The following is a 14,514-nucleotide window of genomic DNA, read 5'->3' as shown; positions in this document are numbered from 1 at the left end:
CCTCGATCTGCACGCCGAGGACGAGGGACGAGGATTGTCGAGGACGAGTACGAGTAGAGATGGAGAAAGAACATGGCACAGTTCGATCACGAGAAACTCGACGTCTATCAGCTCGAAGTGGAGTTTGTGGCTTGGGCAACTGACCTCATGGTTGAAGTTAAAAAAGCGTCGAGTGTATCTGTGCGTGAGCCGTGCGGCCATTTGGATCGAGCGAGCCTATCGATTATGTTCAATACAGCCGAGGGCAATGGAAAGAGGCAGATGCGTGGCCGTGCAAAGTTTTTTGACGATGCCCGCGGTTCGGCCACCGAGTGAGCCGCCTGCCTCGATGCATTGGTTGCAAAAAAGGCCTGCTCGAAAGAGCGGATTGTTGAAGGAAAAGGCCTACTTGTCCGTATTGTTTCAATGCTGTCGAAGTTGGTTGAGCGATTTAATAAGGTTGGTCAGGTCCGCATAGACGGACCAGAATACATCGTGGATGGAGAATAACAAATCGTCCTCGCCCATCGTTCTCATGTGTCGTCCTCGATCTTTTGTTCCGAGGACGAGGAACGAGGGTTGTCGAGGACGAGGATGATTGATTGGAGACAGAGTTATGCAATTAAGTGGACATACAAAACCGTTTGCCGTGCTGGGGCACCCGATTGGGCATACGCTGTCGCCGGTGATGCATAATGCATCGATGCAGGAGCTGGAGTTTGATGGAATCTATCTGGCGCTGGATGTGCATCCGGACCGTCTGATGGAAGTGCTGCCGTCGATGGCGCTGATGGGCTTTGCGGGCGTGAACCTGACGGTGCCGCACAAGGAAGTCGCTTTCCGGGGATTGGAAAAGCTCGACGCGAGCGCCAAACTGTTCGGCGCGGCCAATACGATTGAATTCACGGACGGCGGCATGGTCGGCCATAACACCGACGGCTACGGATTCTTAAAAGCATTGGAAGAAGCATTTGGCAAAAGTGTTGAGGGCGATTCCATCTTTGTGCTGGGTTGCGGCGGAGCAGGGCGGGCTACCGCGCTGCAGGCGGCAACCGAGGGGGCGAAGTCGCTCGTTTTGGCCGATATTGATGCGGAACGGGTGCAAAAGCTAAATGATGAAATAATAGGACTGACCCCTAATGTGGAGATTGTTCAGGCCTTAGACAAAGCAACGCAGGTTGAGCTGTGCCGGGGATGCGATTTGGTTGTTCAGGCCTCGCCGGTGGGCATGAGGAAGGATGATCCTTCGCTGCTCCCTCCTGAAGCTTTTCGTGCAGGGCAGCGCGCCTTCGACCTGATTTACATGTATCCCGAAACTGCTTTCCTGACCACTGCGCGCGAAGCTGGCACAGATATTGCAAATGGTCTAGGCATGCTTTTGCATCAGGGTGCCCGCGCCTTCGGAATCTGGACCGGCGCCGAGCCGTCAGTTCCGGCGATGCGGAAAGCGTTGGAAGATGCGGTATATGGGGAGTGAAACGTGACGATTGAGACGTGATTTCCTTTGTTCACGGTGTTGTGTTGCGGAAAACTCACGGCTCACGGCTCACGGCTCACGGCTCACGAATAAGGATTGGATAGCATGACATTTATAGATTGGTACTTCACATTTGTGGTGTTCTTGTTCGGGGCTTGCTGGGGCAGTTTTCTGAACGTTTGCATCTATCGCATTCCGGCTGAACTCTCTGTCGTGAAGCCGCGGTCGCGCTGTCCGAAGTGCATGACCAATCTTGCGTGGAAGGACAATATTCCAATCTTTGGATGGATTTTCCTGGGCGGGAAGTGCCGTTATTGCAAAGCGCCCATTTCCGCGCGCTACCCCTCCATTGAGTTGCTTACGGCCATTCTGTTTGCGCTGATATGGTTGCGCTTCCCTTACGATTTGGTGCTCGTGCCCTACCTGTTGCTAACGTTTGGGCTGATCTTGGGAAGCATGGTGGATGTTGATGAAATGTGGCTTCCCGACCGCGTTACGATTGGAGGCATGATTGTCGGACCTATCTTTAGCTTCCTGCTTCCCGCCATGCACGGCGTGGAGGGGCATGTTGCCGGATTGGTCGAATCGTTGATCGGTTTGGCCGTCGGATTTGGTTCGCTTTGGTCGGTGGCTCTGATTGGTCGCCTTGTGCTGAAAAAAGATGCAATGGGTTTTGGCGACGTCAAGCTGATGGGTGCACTCGGCGCCTTTCTCGGCTGGGAGTCGATCATCTTCATCGTTTTCGTTTCATCGCTGGTCGGCGCCATTGTCGGCGTTTCCTTCATTGCTTTCGGCAAGAAGGAATGGCAGAGCAAAATTCCTTTCGGTCCCTACATTGCGCTGGCCGCCATCTTCTGGATGCTGGGCGGGTCCAGCCTGTGGGAAGCGTATGCGGCTTGGGCGAGCGGTGGAGCTTATTAAGCGTTATTGCGAATAGAATTCTACTGCGAGCCGTGCTATCCATGCTTCCAATTTCTGGAGGTCGTCATGCATGGACTGAGTCGTAGAAACTTTGTTGTTCCAATGATTGGAGGCGCAGCGGCTGTTGTAACTTGCAGGGCTTCGGTTCCTGTTGCGCCTCCGCAAATCAAACTCGGCAGCACCGGAATCAGCATGTCCCGCATGGGATTCGGGACGGGGGTGAAATCCGGCCGTAAAAAATCAGCGATGACCCGGCAGGGCTTTGAAAAATTCACAGGTCTGTTTCGCCACTGCTACGACCGCGGCATCAACTTTTTCGATCTGGCCGATTGGTACGGCTCCCATCCCTATTGCCGGGAGGCGTTACGCCACATTCCCCGCGAACAGGTGGCCATTATGACTAAACTGTGGTGGCGCACCGATAGCAACAATCCCGGCGAGCTTTCCTTGGAGCACCGCCGGCGCTCGGCGGAGGCGGCGGTTGAGCGTTTCCGATATGAGCTCCAGACGGACTATCTCGACATCGTGTTGCTGCACTGCCTTGTGAAACAGGATTGGGTTGAGGAAATGAAGCCCTACATGGATGTGCTGTCGGAGGCCAAGGCAAAAGGGCAGATCAAAGCGGTGGGCGTTTCGTGCCACGATTTTGGAGCGATGCAGACTGCGGCGGAGCTTCCATGGGTGGATGTCATGCTTGCACGCCTCAATCCCTTCGGCGTGAAGTGCGATTCGAGCCCGGAAGAGGTCTTGGCCTTGCTGCAAAAGGCCAAGGCCAACGGCAAAGCGATCATCGGCATGAAAATCTATGGGGAAGGGCAGCTGGTTGACAAGCGCGACGAGTGTATGAAATACGCTCAGACCTGCGGTGCATTCGATGCCATGACCATCGGTGCGGTTTCGCCGGAGCAGGTGGATGAGAATTTGGCGTTGATGGCCAAGTATCCAGCAGTGCGGTTGTAGGCGGATTCCGATCCGCCACCTACGACGTGCAGGGGCGCCGGGGCACAGAATTCGCCCCCACAAAAAAAGCTCCCCGATTGAGGGAGCTTTTGCATTTCTCAATAACTGAGAAATTCTATTTACGGCCGCGACGGCTGTTCGCCAAGCGTTTTTTCTTTTCGCTCGGTTTCTCGTAGCAGCGCTTGGAGCGCATGGTTTTGAGGATGCCTTCCTTGTCCAGCGCCTTCTTTAGGCGACGCAGGGCGCGGTCGACGCTTTCTCCTCGACGTACTTTCACTTCACAGGTTTCTTGTGCCATATCTAAATTCACCTCCCCCAATCGTTTGGGGTCAAAAACAAGTGCGAGAAGCTAGGGGAGCGGATAGGTGAAGTCAAATAGAATATCCAGCGTTCTTTGGGCGCGCGGGCTCTTTTGTAGACATTGGAAGTTTGCAATCGCCCGGGTTCTTCGCCACGATGCGCGAACTATGAAAAAAGAGATCAATCTAAGCGGGGGCATCGATTTGGATGCCGTAGTCGACAATTCGGAAAAACGCATCGACGGGCGAAAGGCCGACGAGTTGCGCTCCGTTAAATTTACAAAGAACTTCATCTCTTCGGCCAAAGGGTCGGTGTTGGTGGAAATGGGCAATACGCGTGTCATCTGCACGGCGAGTGTGGAAGAAAACGTGCCGGGCTGGATGCGTTTTCAGAAAGTGCCCGGCGGATGGGTGACGGCGGAGTACAGCATGCTGCCCGGCGCCACGCAGGACCGCACCCAGCGCGAGGCCACGAAAGGCAAGATTGGCGGTCGCACAATGGAAATCCAGCGTCTCATCGGGCGTTCGTTGCGCGCGGTGGTTGATTTGAAGAAACTCGGCCGGCGCCAGATCTATCTCGACTGCGATGTGATCCAGGCCGACGGCGGCACCCGCACGGCTTCCATTACAGGCGCATACGTTGCGCTTAAGCTCGCCGTCGATCGGTTGATGAAAGACGGTCTGGTCAAGCACGATCCGGTGATTGAAGCTTTGGCGGCCATCAGCGTGGGCATTCATAAAAAGGTTTCGATTCTCGACCTTTGCTATCTCGAAGACTCCGCTGCCGAGGTGGATGCCAACTTTGTGATGACCGAGTCCGGCAAAATCATTGAAGTACAGGGCACTGCCGAGGGTGCGCCGTTCAGCAAGGCCGAACTCATGGAAATGCTGGAGCTTGCCGAGAAGGGCATCGGCGAGCTGGTCGAAATGCAGAAGGCCGTGCTGGGCTAAATAAAAAGGCGGCCTTGCGGCCGCCTCTTTCTAAGCACAGAACTATTCTTACCCAATGGCGTCGTGGCCGGTTTCGTCGGTGCGGATACGGATGCAGTCGTCCATCGGCATGACGAAGATTTTTCCGTCGCCAATGTTGCCGCTCTTGGCGCCTTTGACGATGGCCTTGACGGTTTCATCCACAAACTCCTCGTTGACCGCGATTTCGATACGGACTTTTTCGAGCAGGCTGACGGAGCGGACTTGGCCGCGGTAGTGCTCGGTGAAGCCCATCTGCGTGCCGCAGCCGCGTACGCGGCTGACGGTCATTTTGTGAACCTCGGCATGAAAGAGCGACTCTTTCACGTCGTCGAGTTTTTCAGGTTGGATTACAGCAATAATCATTTTCATAACAAAAGTTCCTTTTGTGAGCGTGTTAGATTTTAAGTGGTTAAGTTTTAGGGCTCTTAACACCTAAAACCTAAATCTTAAAACTCCCTTACATGGCCTCTTCAGGGTTGGCTTCAATCATATGCACAGACAGGTCGGAGCCGCGCAGCTCTTCGTGCGCGCTGAGCCGGATTCCGACCGTAACTTTCATCAATCCGTAAACCAGTGTACTGGCCGCTAGGCAGAGCACAATTACAACCAGCGTAACAATCAGCTGCGAGAAGAAGGAGACGCCGCCCATGCCTCCGAGCGCCTTCTGTCCGAAAATACCGGCGGCAATGCCTCCCCAGGCGCCGCAGATGCCATGCAGCGGCCACACGCCGAGTACGTCGTCGATCCTCCATTTTTCGGTTTCGTTCTCGAACATGAAAACAAAGATGCCGCCGGCAAAGGCGCCGACGACCGCCGCGCAGACGGGGTGGTAGAGGTCGGAGCCGGCGCAGACGGCCACGAGTCCGGCCAGCGCGCCGTTGTGCACGAAGCCGGCGTCGTTTTTCGAAATCGCCATGGCGGCGATGGTGCCGCCGACCATGGCCATCAACGAGTTGATCGCGACCAGCCCCGAAACATTGCTCAGGTTGCCGGCGCTCATCACATTGAAGCCGAACCAGCCGACAATCAAGATCCAGCTGCCGAGTGCCAGGAAGGGAATGGAGCTTACCTTAATGGAGTTGGTTTCATAGCGCTTCAAGCGCGGGCCGAGCAGCATGATGGCCGGAAGCGCCAGCCAGCCACCGGTGGCGTGAACAACAACGGAGCCGGCAAAGTCATGGAACGGCGCTCCAAACGTATTTGCCATCCAGCCATCGGCGCCGCCGAGGCAGTTGCTGAATTGTCCCCAGGTCGTGCCTTCGATCAGCGGATAGACCAGGCCGACAAAGATGGCGCCCGCCACCGAGTTGGTCCAAAACTTGGCGCGTTCCGCAACGCCGCCGGAAATGATGGCGGGAATACAGGCGGCAAAGCCGAGCAGCAGGAAAAACTTTACATACTCAAAGCCGTGGTCGGCCGCCAGTTCCTCGACGGGCACCAAAAGCGAAACGCCCCGGGCGAGCGGATAGCCGATCAAAAAATAGACGATGGTGGAAAATCCCCATTCGCAGATAATTTTGTTGAGTGCGTTGACCTGGTTCTTTCGCCGGACGGATCCGACCTCCAAAAAAGCAAAGCCCCCGTGCATGGCCAGAATCATTACTGCGCCTAGCAGAATGAAAAGGGTGTTCGATGAACTGGCTAATTCCCCCGCGGCGTCCCCGTCCGCAGCCATTGCTGTTCCGGACAGGCCCAAACCCGCCAGGAAAGTGACCATTGCGGCCACTTTCTTTGTTTTTGGCATTTCTCTCGCTCCTGTTGGTGTTGCATCCTCGGTTCCGCTCTCCAACGGAACCGGCAAAAACTGATCATTGACGCACAAGGCGTGCCATTAGGAGGAGGTGAGTTGCAAGTGTTGTGGGGAGAGTTGGTTGCGGAAAAGAAGCTGTGTTTTTGTTGATCGGTTTTGTCCGACAGATCTGACAGATTTGTTTTGCGTGAAACAAAATTGTTGCTGTTTGGCCGCAAAAGGGCGGCGTCAAGGTCGCCTTTTTTGTGCTTGCGAAGTTGGGCTTAAATCGCTTCGCCACCCCGCTCGCCGGTGCGGATGCGGATGCATTCTTCGAGCGGGGTGATGAAGATTTTCCCATCGCCAACCTTGCCTTCCGGACCATGGCGCGCGGCTTTGAGGATGGCGTCGATGGTGATGTCGATAAACTCCTCGTTGACGCCGATCTTGAGTTCAACTTTGGGAATCAGGTTTGGAACCACCACTTGGCCCCGGTAGATTTCGGTGTTTTCCTGGCGCCCATGTCCATCGACGCGGGTTACAGTGATGCGGCCGGTTTCGGCCGCGGTCAGTGCTTCGCGCACTTCGTCGAGTTTGTCTTCCTGAATAATTGCGGTAATCAATTTCATATCAAATTCTCCGTAGTTACGAATGACGCATTACGAGTTAAGGTTAACCATGCCGTAGCCGCGCTCGGAGTGGAGGCTGTGGTCTATGCCGGCTTTTTCTTCGTCTTCGCTCATGCGGAAACCGAAGAGCTTATCGACGATCACGATCAGGATGAAGGTCATGACGCCGGAGTAGGTCAAGCTGACCAGGCAGCCTTCCGTCTGAACCCATAGCTGATGCATCACGCTCACGTCGATGGTGCCGGGGCGCAGCACGAAGGTCAGGCCGATGGCGCCCCAGAGGGCGGCAACGCCGTGGATGCCGAACACGTCGAGCGTATCGTCGTAGCCGAACCAACCGACCCAAAGGAGACCGGCGCCCATAAGCGTCATGACGAGGTTGTTCGGGTGCATGGCGGTCTTCGGATAGCCGCGGCGCGGGCCGAGGTGGAAGGCGGCCACGAGCGCGGCCGCTCCGGCGGAAATGTGAATGACGGTGCCGCCGGCAAAGTCGATGGCGCCTTTTTGGAAGAGGAAGTCGTCTTCGGCCCAGACCCAGTGGCAGAGCGGGTTGTAGATGATCAGGCTCCAGAGCGCGATGAAGATGCAGTAGCCGCGGAACTTGATGCGCTCGGCGAAGGCGCCGGCGATCAGTGCCGGGGTGATGATCGCAAACTTGCCCTGGAACATGGCAAAGACATATTCTGGGATGCCGGCATCCATGATGGATTCGTCAATGCCCTTGAGCATGAAACAGTCCCAGTTCCAGCCAAACTATCCGCCAAGGACATTCGAGCCAAAGCTCATGGAATAGCCGCAGATCATCCAGAGCACACCCACCACGGCCATGGCCGCGAAGCTGTGCATCACATGGTGCCGAGCACGTTCTTGGTGCGGACGAGGCCGCCGTAGAACATGGCCAGTCCGGGAACCATCAGTAGAACCAGACCGGTTGAGGTTAGCATCCACGCCGTCGTGCCGGTATCGACTTCGGGGGATCCGTCGCCCGCGAATACGGTGCCCGCAGAGCACAGCAACGCGATAAAGACAGCCATGACGGCCGCCAGTTTTGATTTTAGCATTCTCTCTCTCCTGTTTGCTGCATCCCCGGTTCCAATAATTGGAACCAACAAAAAATATTGAATATCCTAATGCACGAGGTGTACATTGGTGAAATATTGTGTGCAAGTTATTGCAGACCATATAATAGTAATAATTTGGGGAAGAATAGGTGATCGAGTGCGTCCGACAAATCGGACAGATCTGTTGGATTGATTCCAAAAATGTTATTTTTTTTTGTTTCGGATGAGCTGGGCGATCACGGCGCATTCAAGGCCGAAAGGGAGGTAGCCGGCATAACCGAGGATCGGCATCTCAAAAAGGTGGAAGCGGTCAACATACGGCACGGAATATATCCACTTGGCCAGGCTGTGCCAGTTCCACATCTCCCAGAAAAAACCGCAGATGAGCGCCGCAAGGCAGAATCGGTAGATCCGCCGCCAGTCGCCGGTTTCGATTTCTGGGAAAAAGGAGGGGCGGTTGGCGATGGTTTGGAGCGCCATCAGCAGCAGGAGCGGTGCGACCCAGAGCAACGGGAAAAGCTGGTCGGGATAGCGCCCAATGAAGAGTAGGCCGGAGGCTGAAACCAAAAGCGTGATCGTGGCTGCGAGCTTGGGTTTGGGAAAATGGATAGGAATGAAATATTTGAGGCCGGCGGTATTCCGCGGATTGGAAGCAATCCATTCTTCGGTGGAGAGCACCGCGGGAAGGACCGTTGAGAAGGAAAGAGTGGCTGCGATGAAGTATTGCGCCGGGGCGAATTCCGTTCCGCAGGTGTACCACCAATTTTGCACGAACCGGTTGAGGTATTCAAAAAACCACCAGAAGGCGGCGCTGAGCGGAAAGAGCAACAGGAGGAATTTGGTGTTGTGGGTTAGCAGGCTCCGGCCGGTTCGGTGCCGGGTCATTGCATTGATCGCAACAATGTAGCAAAGCCACTGGGGTGTGAAGCTGTAGAGCTGGAATGGTTCGAACCAAGTCTGCCGCATCCAAGCCAGACTCCAAAAGAGGAGGCCGAGGCCAATGGAAAGGCCACCCCACCAAGGAAAGCGTTTTGGGTTGTTGTTCCTGCAGATAGCCGATCGGTTGGTTGCGCATATACGAATTAGAAACGGAAGCATCACAATTGTTATAACAACGGCGAGGCCGATGAATACGGGCCACGAAAATGCGGCGTGTTCGGCATAGCGTGTACGGGGCGGGAATTCTAGCAGATAAAGAGCAGGGTCGTGACCTGCAACCCAGATCCCCGCCAGCGGCAGCCCGGTGAGAAGCAATGCGAGCAATCCGATCTCTTTCGCGTTTTTCATCGTAAGCATTATACCTTTGCATCATAGGATTGGCAATTTAACGAAAATGGGGAGAGATAGGGTGGAATAGGCCCTTAATAAGCTGTTTTGCGTCTTTTGCACCTGTTATGGAGAAGGGCTCTTTGGTCAGTCCCTTTCAGGATGCCGGAATTCAACAGAATAAAAGGCATGTACTGGATCTGATAACGAGGGCTTGGCGTGTTGTTTTCGCATGGGGCATGATTACTGCTTGATACAGGGTCGGATTCTTGTTTTTTAGGACGTTCTGGTTGAATTTTGACGGAGCAGGGAGGAGAAACAGGTTTTTTTTCTTAGGAGTTGTATTTTGCATAGAGATTCATGAGCATGCTTAACATGCTTTTGTTTTTTTTAAGGTAAATTTTTCCCGTGGTGCTTACTAATGGTGGCTGATTATGATTTCGACAAGTGAAACCCCTTCTGGTGCTGAGTCGCATTCGGGGCATCAGCGCTCAACGCAACCCAACGTTTCCGGGGGTGGAAGCGGCTTGAACCCAATCAAGTTGTTGCGCATGGTGTTGCGCAGGTGGTATCTGCCGGGGGCGTTGGCTTTCGTTGGCTTGGGGGTTGGTGTTTATCTGGCCATGACCGCTGTGCGAATTTACAAGGCTGAAGCGGAAATTGAAATGAGCGTCAGCCGGCCCCAGATCATCAAAAGCGATGTTGTGTTTGATGATGGCGGCGAGTCCCGCGATATTGACGTTGTGTTCAACACGCGCTTTGCAAAGTTCCGTTCTCCTGCGATGGAGGAGCTGGTCACGGAGGAATATTTCAAACGCTATTCGAATGATGAGTATATTACGTGCCCGTCGTGGGTGGGTTTGGAGGAGCTGGCGTATTGGGTGCGTCAGGTATACTGGTGGAAGGATGGACAAGCCAATATTGTACATATTTCTTTTGAATGCCCTGATGCGGAGTTTGCCGCGCAACTTGTGAATGTGATGATTGATTGCGCCAGTAAGTTGATGGTGCAAGAGAATAAAGCGCGTTCAGACGGGGCGGTTCAGTGGCTGGTGGACCAAGCCGAAGAGCAAAGGTCCGATTTGGAAGAACTCGAGCAGCAATTGGCAGATTTGCGTCAGGATTTACAGATGGACTCTTTGCTGCAAAGGCGTGAGGTATTGAGTCAAATGCTTGGAACGCTTACGCAGGAAAAGGCTCAGATTGAAAACCGGTTAGCGTCAAAAAACACGAATTGGGAGTATGTTACCAGCTGGAAGGATGGCAACAATGCTCTGGAAACATTGCCAGCGGGGCTTCCCAAAGAAGAACGGTTGGTTGAATTGATCGATGCGTGGCGTGCGGCGAGTGATGAGTTGGATCAACTGGCGACGCGGTATTCTGAAATTCACCCTCGGTATCAGCAGGCGGCGACAACCAAGGCTCGCACTCTTGCTCGGCTTGAACAGTTCGTTGACGTATCTGCTCAGGCGGTTGAAAACGAAATCCAGCTGTTGGAGAAACAGATTGAGCAAATGTCTGTACGTATAGCTTCAATGGAGACGGAACTGCTGGAGTTGGAAATGACCTTGGCGGCGGGCGAGCGGAAGGTGCAGAAGTTCGAGCGGAAACGTGATGCCGCAGAGGTGTCGTACCTTTCGGTTTTAGAGCGTACCGAAAGCACCCGCCTGGCGGCAGAGCAAGATACGGCGTTTGTCAAAATACTCCGCGCGGCGGAAATTCCGATTATCCCTGTCGCGCCGGACAAAAAGAAAATTGTCATAACATGTATATTTGTCGCTTTGCTGTTCGGCGCTGGTTTAGCTGTTTTGATCGAGTTCTTAATGGATCGGATTACATCCGTAAATGATCTCAAGGAATACAATTTAAACATACTCGGCGCGCTTCCCAGCGACAAGCTGGTGAAGTCGAGGGCTGAATTGGCGACGGCCAGTATTCGTGACAAGTTTGGCCCGATGGTGGAGGTGTTTGCCGGGATCAACGGCATCATGCTGTCGGAAGCATTCAAGAGCCGTTCAAAAGTGGTTGTAGTATGCAGCGTTTCCCCCGGAGAGGGGAAGACGGTTTCGGCCTGCAATTTGGCCACCAGCTCTGCCCGCAACGGAGCAAAAACCCTGTTGATCGATGGAGACCTGCGGCGTCCGCGGATCGCCGAGGTTTTTGCTGTTGATGAAAAGCACCCTTCCTTGTTTGAGTGGTTCTTCAATAGCGATACAGGACTGGATCACGCACATCTTATTTCGAGCAATGTCATCGAGGATCTGGATTTGATTACCAGCCGTCCGCTGAAGGAGTCTAACCCTGCAACGATACTGGGGCGGAAGGAGTTGGTAGCTTTGATCAATTGGGCTCGTTTGCACTATGATCGTGTTATTATCGACTCTCCTCCATTGGGGCCGGTAGGCGATGGGATGATTCTGGCCAGCCATGCAGATTCGGTGATCCTGGTGTCAAGGATTGGTAAAACGAGCCGCCGGAAACTGAAGCTGGTTCTCAGCCGTTTAATCAAAGTCGATGTATATATATTAGGCTGCATTGCAAATGATGTGCCCTATTCTCTGGCTGGAAAGTTTGGCGGGGCGGAAGGGTATGGGTATGGACAGGGGTATAAATCCTATACGAGCGACTGAGTAGAAAAGCAGTATGCGCCGTATATCTGCGTCTGACCGCCCTCTGGGCTCTCTTCAGCGAAAGTGCTTTGTCTGCTGGCGGGCGGGCCGGCTAAGCAGCAGAACTGAAAACGGATGCTTTTAGTCAGGACGTGACAGGCCACTGAGACAGTGGAGTTATTCCGCAAGCAGTTTTTCCAATGTGGCGAGAATTTCGGGGACGTCGTCTAGGGAGACATCGGAGAGCCAGATCTTCGGGGGATAAATCATGAGGTTGGGGCCGGCGTCGCATACACCGAGGCAGCTCGACTCCGAAATGCGAACCCTCGGCTTCCATCCGCGTTTTTTGACTTCATCCTTCAAAAGCGATGTAAGTTCGGGGTTGGCGCCGTCGCCGCATGATTTGCGTTTGTTGCCGCGGGATTTGGTGCAGATGAACAGGTGGCATGCATAGGGGGCTTCGTGTGTCTTCATTCCAGTTGCTCCGAAATCATTGTAAATGCGAGGATGATTATCATCAAGGGTGAGAATTGAAAGATAAATGGAGCCGGTTTCGCCTCCTTCGCCCGAGCCGTTGTTGTTTTATAAAGAATGCATGAGGAGAGCTGGATTATTGACGTTGAGGGGCGGACAAGATAGGTTGCACATAGCAGGCACGCGAAATGTTGCCGGACGAATGGTGTATCAGCCGGAGAAATAATGCATGTTTGGTATTTCAGGCCATGTGGAAATAAAAATGAATCCGCCGGCGGAAGGGGTGGAGGAGTTTATTTTTTGTGTCTACGATGAAAAACAAAAATTGCGTCACCACTTTCATTCCAGCGGCATCTCAGAACCTTCTTCTGATGTTTTAAATTTCTGAACGATCCAGACAATGCCTTTGAGGGAGGCGTGCTGCGTGAAGCGGTTGCGGACCCGCCAGTCCGCCTCGGTGGCTCTGTCCTACGGGGCTGGCCGACGGAAATACCTCTATGTGCTTCCCTATGAGTGCAAACGCGGGAAATGGCGGTTCGCCTGCGTGCAGGCAGCCACGCCTCCCCCCGATCCCGATGCGGCGGAATCGCTGTGCGCCTGCGCAATGGCGGACGATCGGGTTTGTCTGGTTCTGACGGATGCCTCGCATGCCATCCGGTCGGTCAGCTCCCGGGTGCCCGGGGCGTTTGGCTATACCTCGGAAAGCTTGGTCGGCATGAACCTGTCCGATGTTTTCAGCGAGGCCGATATGAGTGTGATTACTCACTGCTCGCCTGATACGAATGAATCGATTCAAAGCATCATTTTTCAATGTTTGGACGGCTCCCGGCGCGATGTGGAGATTAAAAAGTTTTCGGCGCCCGACCACTTCTTGCTCTACGGCATTTTCGACAATTCGCCTCCGAAGTTTAATGAAGAGCTCGCCGAGGCCGGTACGCGCGAGCGGCGGCGCATCGGCCAGGATCTGCACGATTCGATCGGCCAGTTGATGACGGGCATCAGCTTGCTGAGCCGTTCGCTGGCCAACAACTTCAAGCGGGAATGCAACCCCGGGGCGGCGGATGCCATGCAGGTTTCCGATCTGGCAGCAACCAGATCCGCCGGATTTCACGCGGTCTGATGCCGTCGGAGATTGTCCAGTACGGTTTGCACGAATCCTTAATTGAGCTGGCGGAAAGCACCACCGAGAGCTGCGGCGTAAAGTGCGTGGTTCAGATGGATGGATCCGTTTCCATGTCGGACGCGGGTGTGGAAACCCATCTGTACCGGATTGCGCAGGAGGCGGTGAACAATGCCATTCGCCATGCCCGGGCGAGTTATATTGAGATTGCTGTATCTTCAGAAAACGGCATGTTGCAACTGATGGTTGCGGATGACGGCACATGGAAGGAACCGGCGGAAAACTTGCGCGGCATCGGGCTTTGAACCATGGAATATTGGACGGACAGCCTGACCAATAGTTTCACCGAGTTGCCCCCTGTGGTCAATTATCCGCAAAACAGCTACACAGACTCCCTCCACAATGCTGAAACCGCCGGCTTCTATAAAGTAGAAGTCGAGTTGCTGCCGTAGGCTCGCCGGAACCCTCGTTGCGACGGGAGCATTTTCGAAAAAAAGTGTAGCCGCGATCCGTGATCGCGGAATCGTTATGGAGTTTTAAATATTCCTATGGCCACCGGAAGTCTCTAACCGAGAATATGACAGGATAATTGAATGACAGGATCATTCATTCCAGAAGAGAAAATCGTCCTGTCATTCAATCGTCTTGTCCAATCATCCACCAGAGAGCGGTTATGGTTTTTCTTCAGAGGCTCTAAAATCCCCGATATAAACCGGCTGTTTCGGGGTTCTGGCGCGGGATGTGCTTCATTGTCCCCATGCATTCGCTGGAAACAGAACTGAGGAAGGTAGATAAGGCCGAGTCGGCAGTCTTAGGATTGGCGGCGGCGGTTTCCATCCTCTGTGTCTTGTTTCTCGTCGGCGCACTTATAAACGGGTTTTGAACAGATGATTGGGAACGAATAGCGACCAATCTTCGCAAAGCGCGCAAAGGGAGCTCGTGCGGAACTTTTTGACGGGATGGACAGGATTTGCCTTCCACTGAAATCCGCTTTATTAACGAGCCGTACGCTCCGATC

General features: G+C 53.9%; 16 protein-coding genes and 1 pseudogene. 10 read left to right on the top strand and 7 right to left on the bottom strand.

Annotated elements, in window-relative coordinates; translation table 11 throughout:
• Positions 1–72 precede the first annotated feature (72 nt).
• From SCARR_RS28650 to SCARR_RS17200, 4 genes are all read left to right on the top strand, one after another.
• Complete coding sequence (locus SCARR_RS28650) at positions 73–315, top strand: four helix bundle protein (protein WP_222846352.1); 243 nt, start codon at positions 73–75, stop codon at positions 313–315.
• A gap of 280 nt (positions 316–595) precedes the next feature.
• Positions 596–1,456 (top strand): shikimate dehydrogenase, encoded by an 861-nt coding sequence (gene aroE, locus SCARR_RS17210; protein ID WP_136062901.1) that lies wholly within the window; start codon positions 596–598, stop codon positions 1,454–1,456.
• 105 nt (positions 1,457–1,561) lie between these two features.
• Positions 1,562–2,377 carry a prepilin peptidase gene (locus SCARR_RS17205; protein WP_136062900.1) on the top strand — a complete coding sequence of 272 codons (816 nt, stop codon included), beginning with the start codon at positions 1,562–1,564 and terminating at the stop codon, positions 2,375–2,377.
• A 66-nt stretch (positions 2,378–2,443) separates the two neighbouring features.
• Positions 2,444–3,337: an aldo/keto reductase gene (locus SCARR_RS17200; RefSeq protein WP_136062899.1), complete on the top strand. Its 894-nt coding sequence runs from the start codon at positions 2,444–2,446 to the stop codon at positions 3,335–3,337.
• 115 nt (positions 3,338–3,452) lie between these two features.
• Here SCARR_RS17200 and rpsU read toward each other — a convergent pair whose 3' ends face one another.
• The gene (rpsU, locus tag SCARR_RS17195; protein WP_136062898.1) at positions 3,453–3,635 is read right to left on the bottom strand and encodes a 30S ribosomal protein S21; all 183 of its coding nucleotides are present in this window, start codon (positions 3,633–3,635) and stop codon (positions 3,453–3,455) included.
• Positions 3,636–3,804: 169 nt separating this feature from the next.
• Here rpsU and rph point away from each other — a divergent pair, with 169 nt between their 5' ends.
• A complete protein-coding gene (gene rph, locus SCARR_RS17190; protein ID WP_136062897.1) occupies positions 3,805–4,587 on the top strand; it encodes a ribonuclease PH in 783 nt (260 codons plus the stop codon).
• Positions 4,588–4,635: 48 nt separating this feature from the next.
• Here rph and SCARR_RS17185 read toward each other — a convergent pair whose 3' ends face one another.
• From SCARR_RS17185 to SCARR_RS17165, 5 genes and pseudogenes are all read right to left on the bottom strand, one after another.
• Positions 4,636–4,977 carry a P-II family nitrogen regulator gene (locus SCARR_RS17185; protein ID WP_136062896.1) on the bottom strand — a complete coding sequence of 114 codons (342 nt, stop codon included), beginning with the start codon at positions 4,975–4,977 and terminating at the stop codon, positions 4,636–4,638.
• A gap of 88 nt (positions 4,978–5,065) precedes the next feature.
• A complete protein-coding gene (locus SCARR_RS17180; RefSeq protein ID WP_136064663.1) occupies positions 5,066–6,283 on the bottom strand; it encodes an ammonium transporter in 1,218 nt (405 codons plus the stop codon).
• A 338-nt stretch (positions 6,284–6,621) separates the two neighbouring features.
• Positions 6,622–6,966: a P-II family nitrogen regulator gene (locus SCARR_RS17175; protein WP_136062895.1), complete on the bottom strand. Its 345-nt coding sequence runs from the start codon at positions 6,964–6,966 to the stop codon at positions 6,622–6,624.
• Positions 6,967–6,996: 30 nt separating this feature from the next.
• Positions 6,997–8,000: pseudogene (locus tag SCARR_RS29130) on the bottom strand (ammonium transporter).
• Between the two features lie 231 nt (positions 8,001–8,231).
• Positions 8,232–9,323 (bottom strand): hypothetical protein, encoded by a 1,092-nt coding sequence (locus SCARR_RS17165; protein ID WP_136062894.1) that lies wholly within the window; start codon positions 9,321–9,323, stop codon positions 8,232–8,234.
• A 497-nt stretch (positions 9,324–9,820) separates the two neighbouring features.
• On the opposite strand from SCARR_RS17165, the gene SCARR_RS17160 reads away from it, so the two are divergent.
• Positions 9,821–11,923: a GumC family protein gene (locus SCARR_RS17160; protein ID WP_168433393.1), complete on the top strand. Its 2,103-nt coding sequence runs from the start codon at positions 9,821–9,823 to the stop codon at positions 11,921–11,923.
• 156 nt (positions 11,924–12,079) lie between these two features.
• Here the strand turns inward: SCARR_RS17160 and SCARR_RS17155 are convergent, their stop codons facing one another.
• Positions 12,080–12,376, bottom strand: a complete 297-nt coding sequence (locus SCARR_RS17155; protein ID WP_136062892.1) for a (2Fe-2S) ferredoxin domain-containing protein — start codon at positions 12,374–12,376, stop codon at positions 12,080–12,082.
• A gap of 229 nt (positions 12,377–12,605) precedes the next feature.
• Between SCARR_RS17155 and SCARR_RS28255 the strand changes: the two genes are divergently transcribed.
• From SCARR_RS28255 to SCARR_RS28250, 4 genes are read left to right on the top strand one after another with little or no spacing between them, the layout of a single operon-like run.
• Complete coding sequence (locus SCARR_RS28255; RefSeq protein ID WP_168433392.1) at positions 12,606–12,764, top strand: hypothetical protein; 159 nt, start codon at positions 12,606–12,608, stop codon at positions 12,762–12,764.
• A gap of 36 nt (positions 12,765–12,800) precedes the next feature.
• Positions 12,801–13,496, top strand: a complete 696-nt coding sequence (locus SCARR_RS17150) for a histidine kinase dimerization/phosphoacceptor domain-containing protein (RefSeq protein WP_168433391.1) — start codon at positions 12,801–12,803, stop codon at positions 13,494–13,496.
• Between the two features lie 26 nt (positions 13,497–13,522).
• A complete protein-coding gene (locus SCARR_RS17145; protein ID WP_168433390.1) occupies positions 13,523–13,801 on the top strand; it encodes a sensor histidine kinase in 279 nt (92 codons plus the stop codon).
• A 3-nt stretch (positions 13,802–13,804) separates the two neighbouring features.
• Positions 13,805–13,948, top strand: coding sequence for a hypothetical protein (locus tag SCARR_RS28250; protein ID WP_168433389.1), 144 nt, complete (start codon positions 13,805–13,807; stop codon positions 13,946–13,948).
• Positions 13,949–14,514: the final 566 nt, after the last annotated feature.

The sequence above is a fragment of the Pontiella sulfatireligans genome (assembly GCF_900890705.1).
Classification (GTDB): domain Bacteria; phylum Verrucomicrobiota; class Kiritimatiellia; order Kiritimatiellales; family Pontiellaceae; genus Pontiella; species Pontiella sulfatireligans.
Note: the sequence above shows the minus strand (reverse complement) of the source record. Positions and strands in the feature narration are given on the sequence as shown.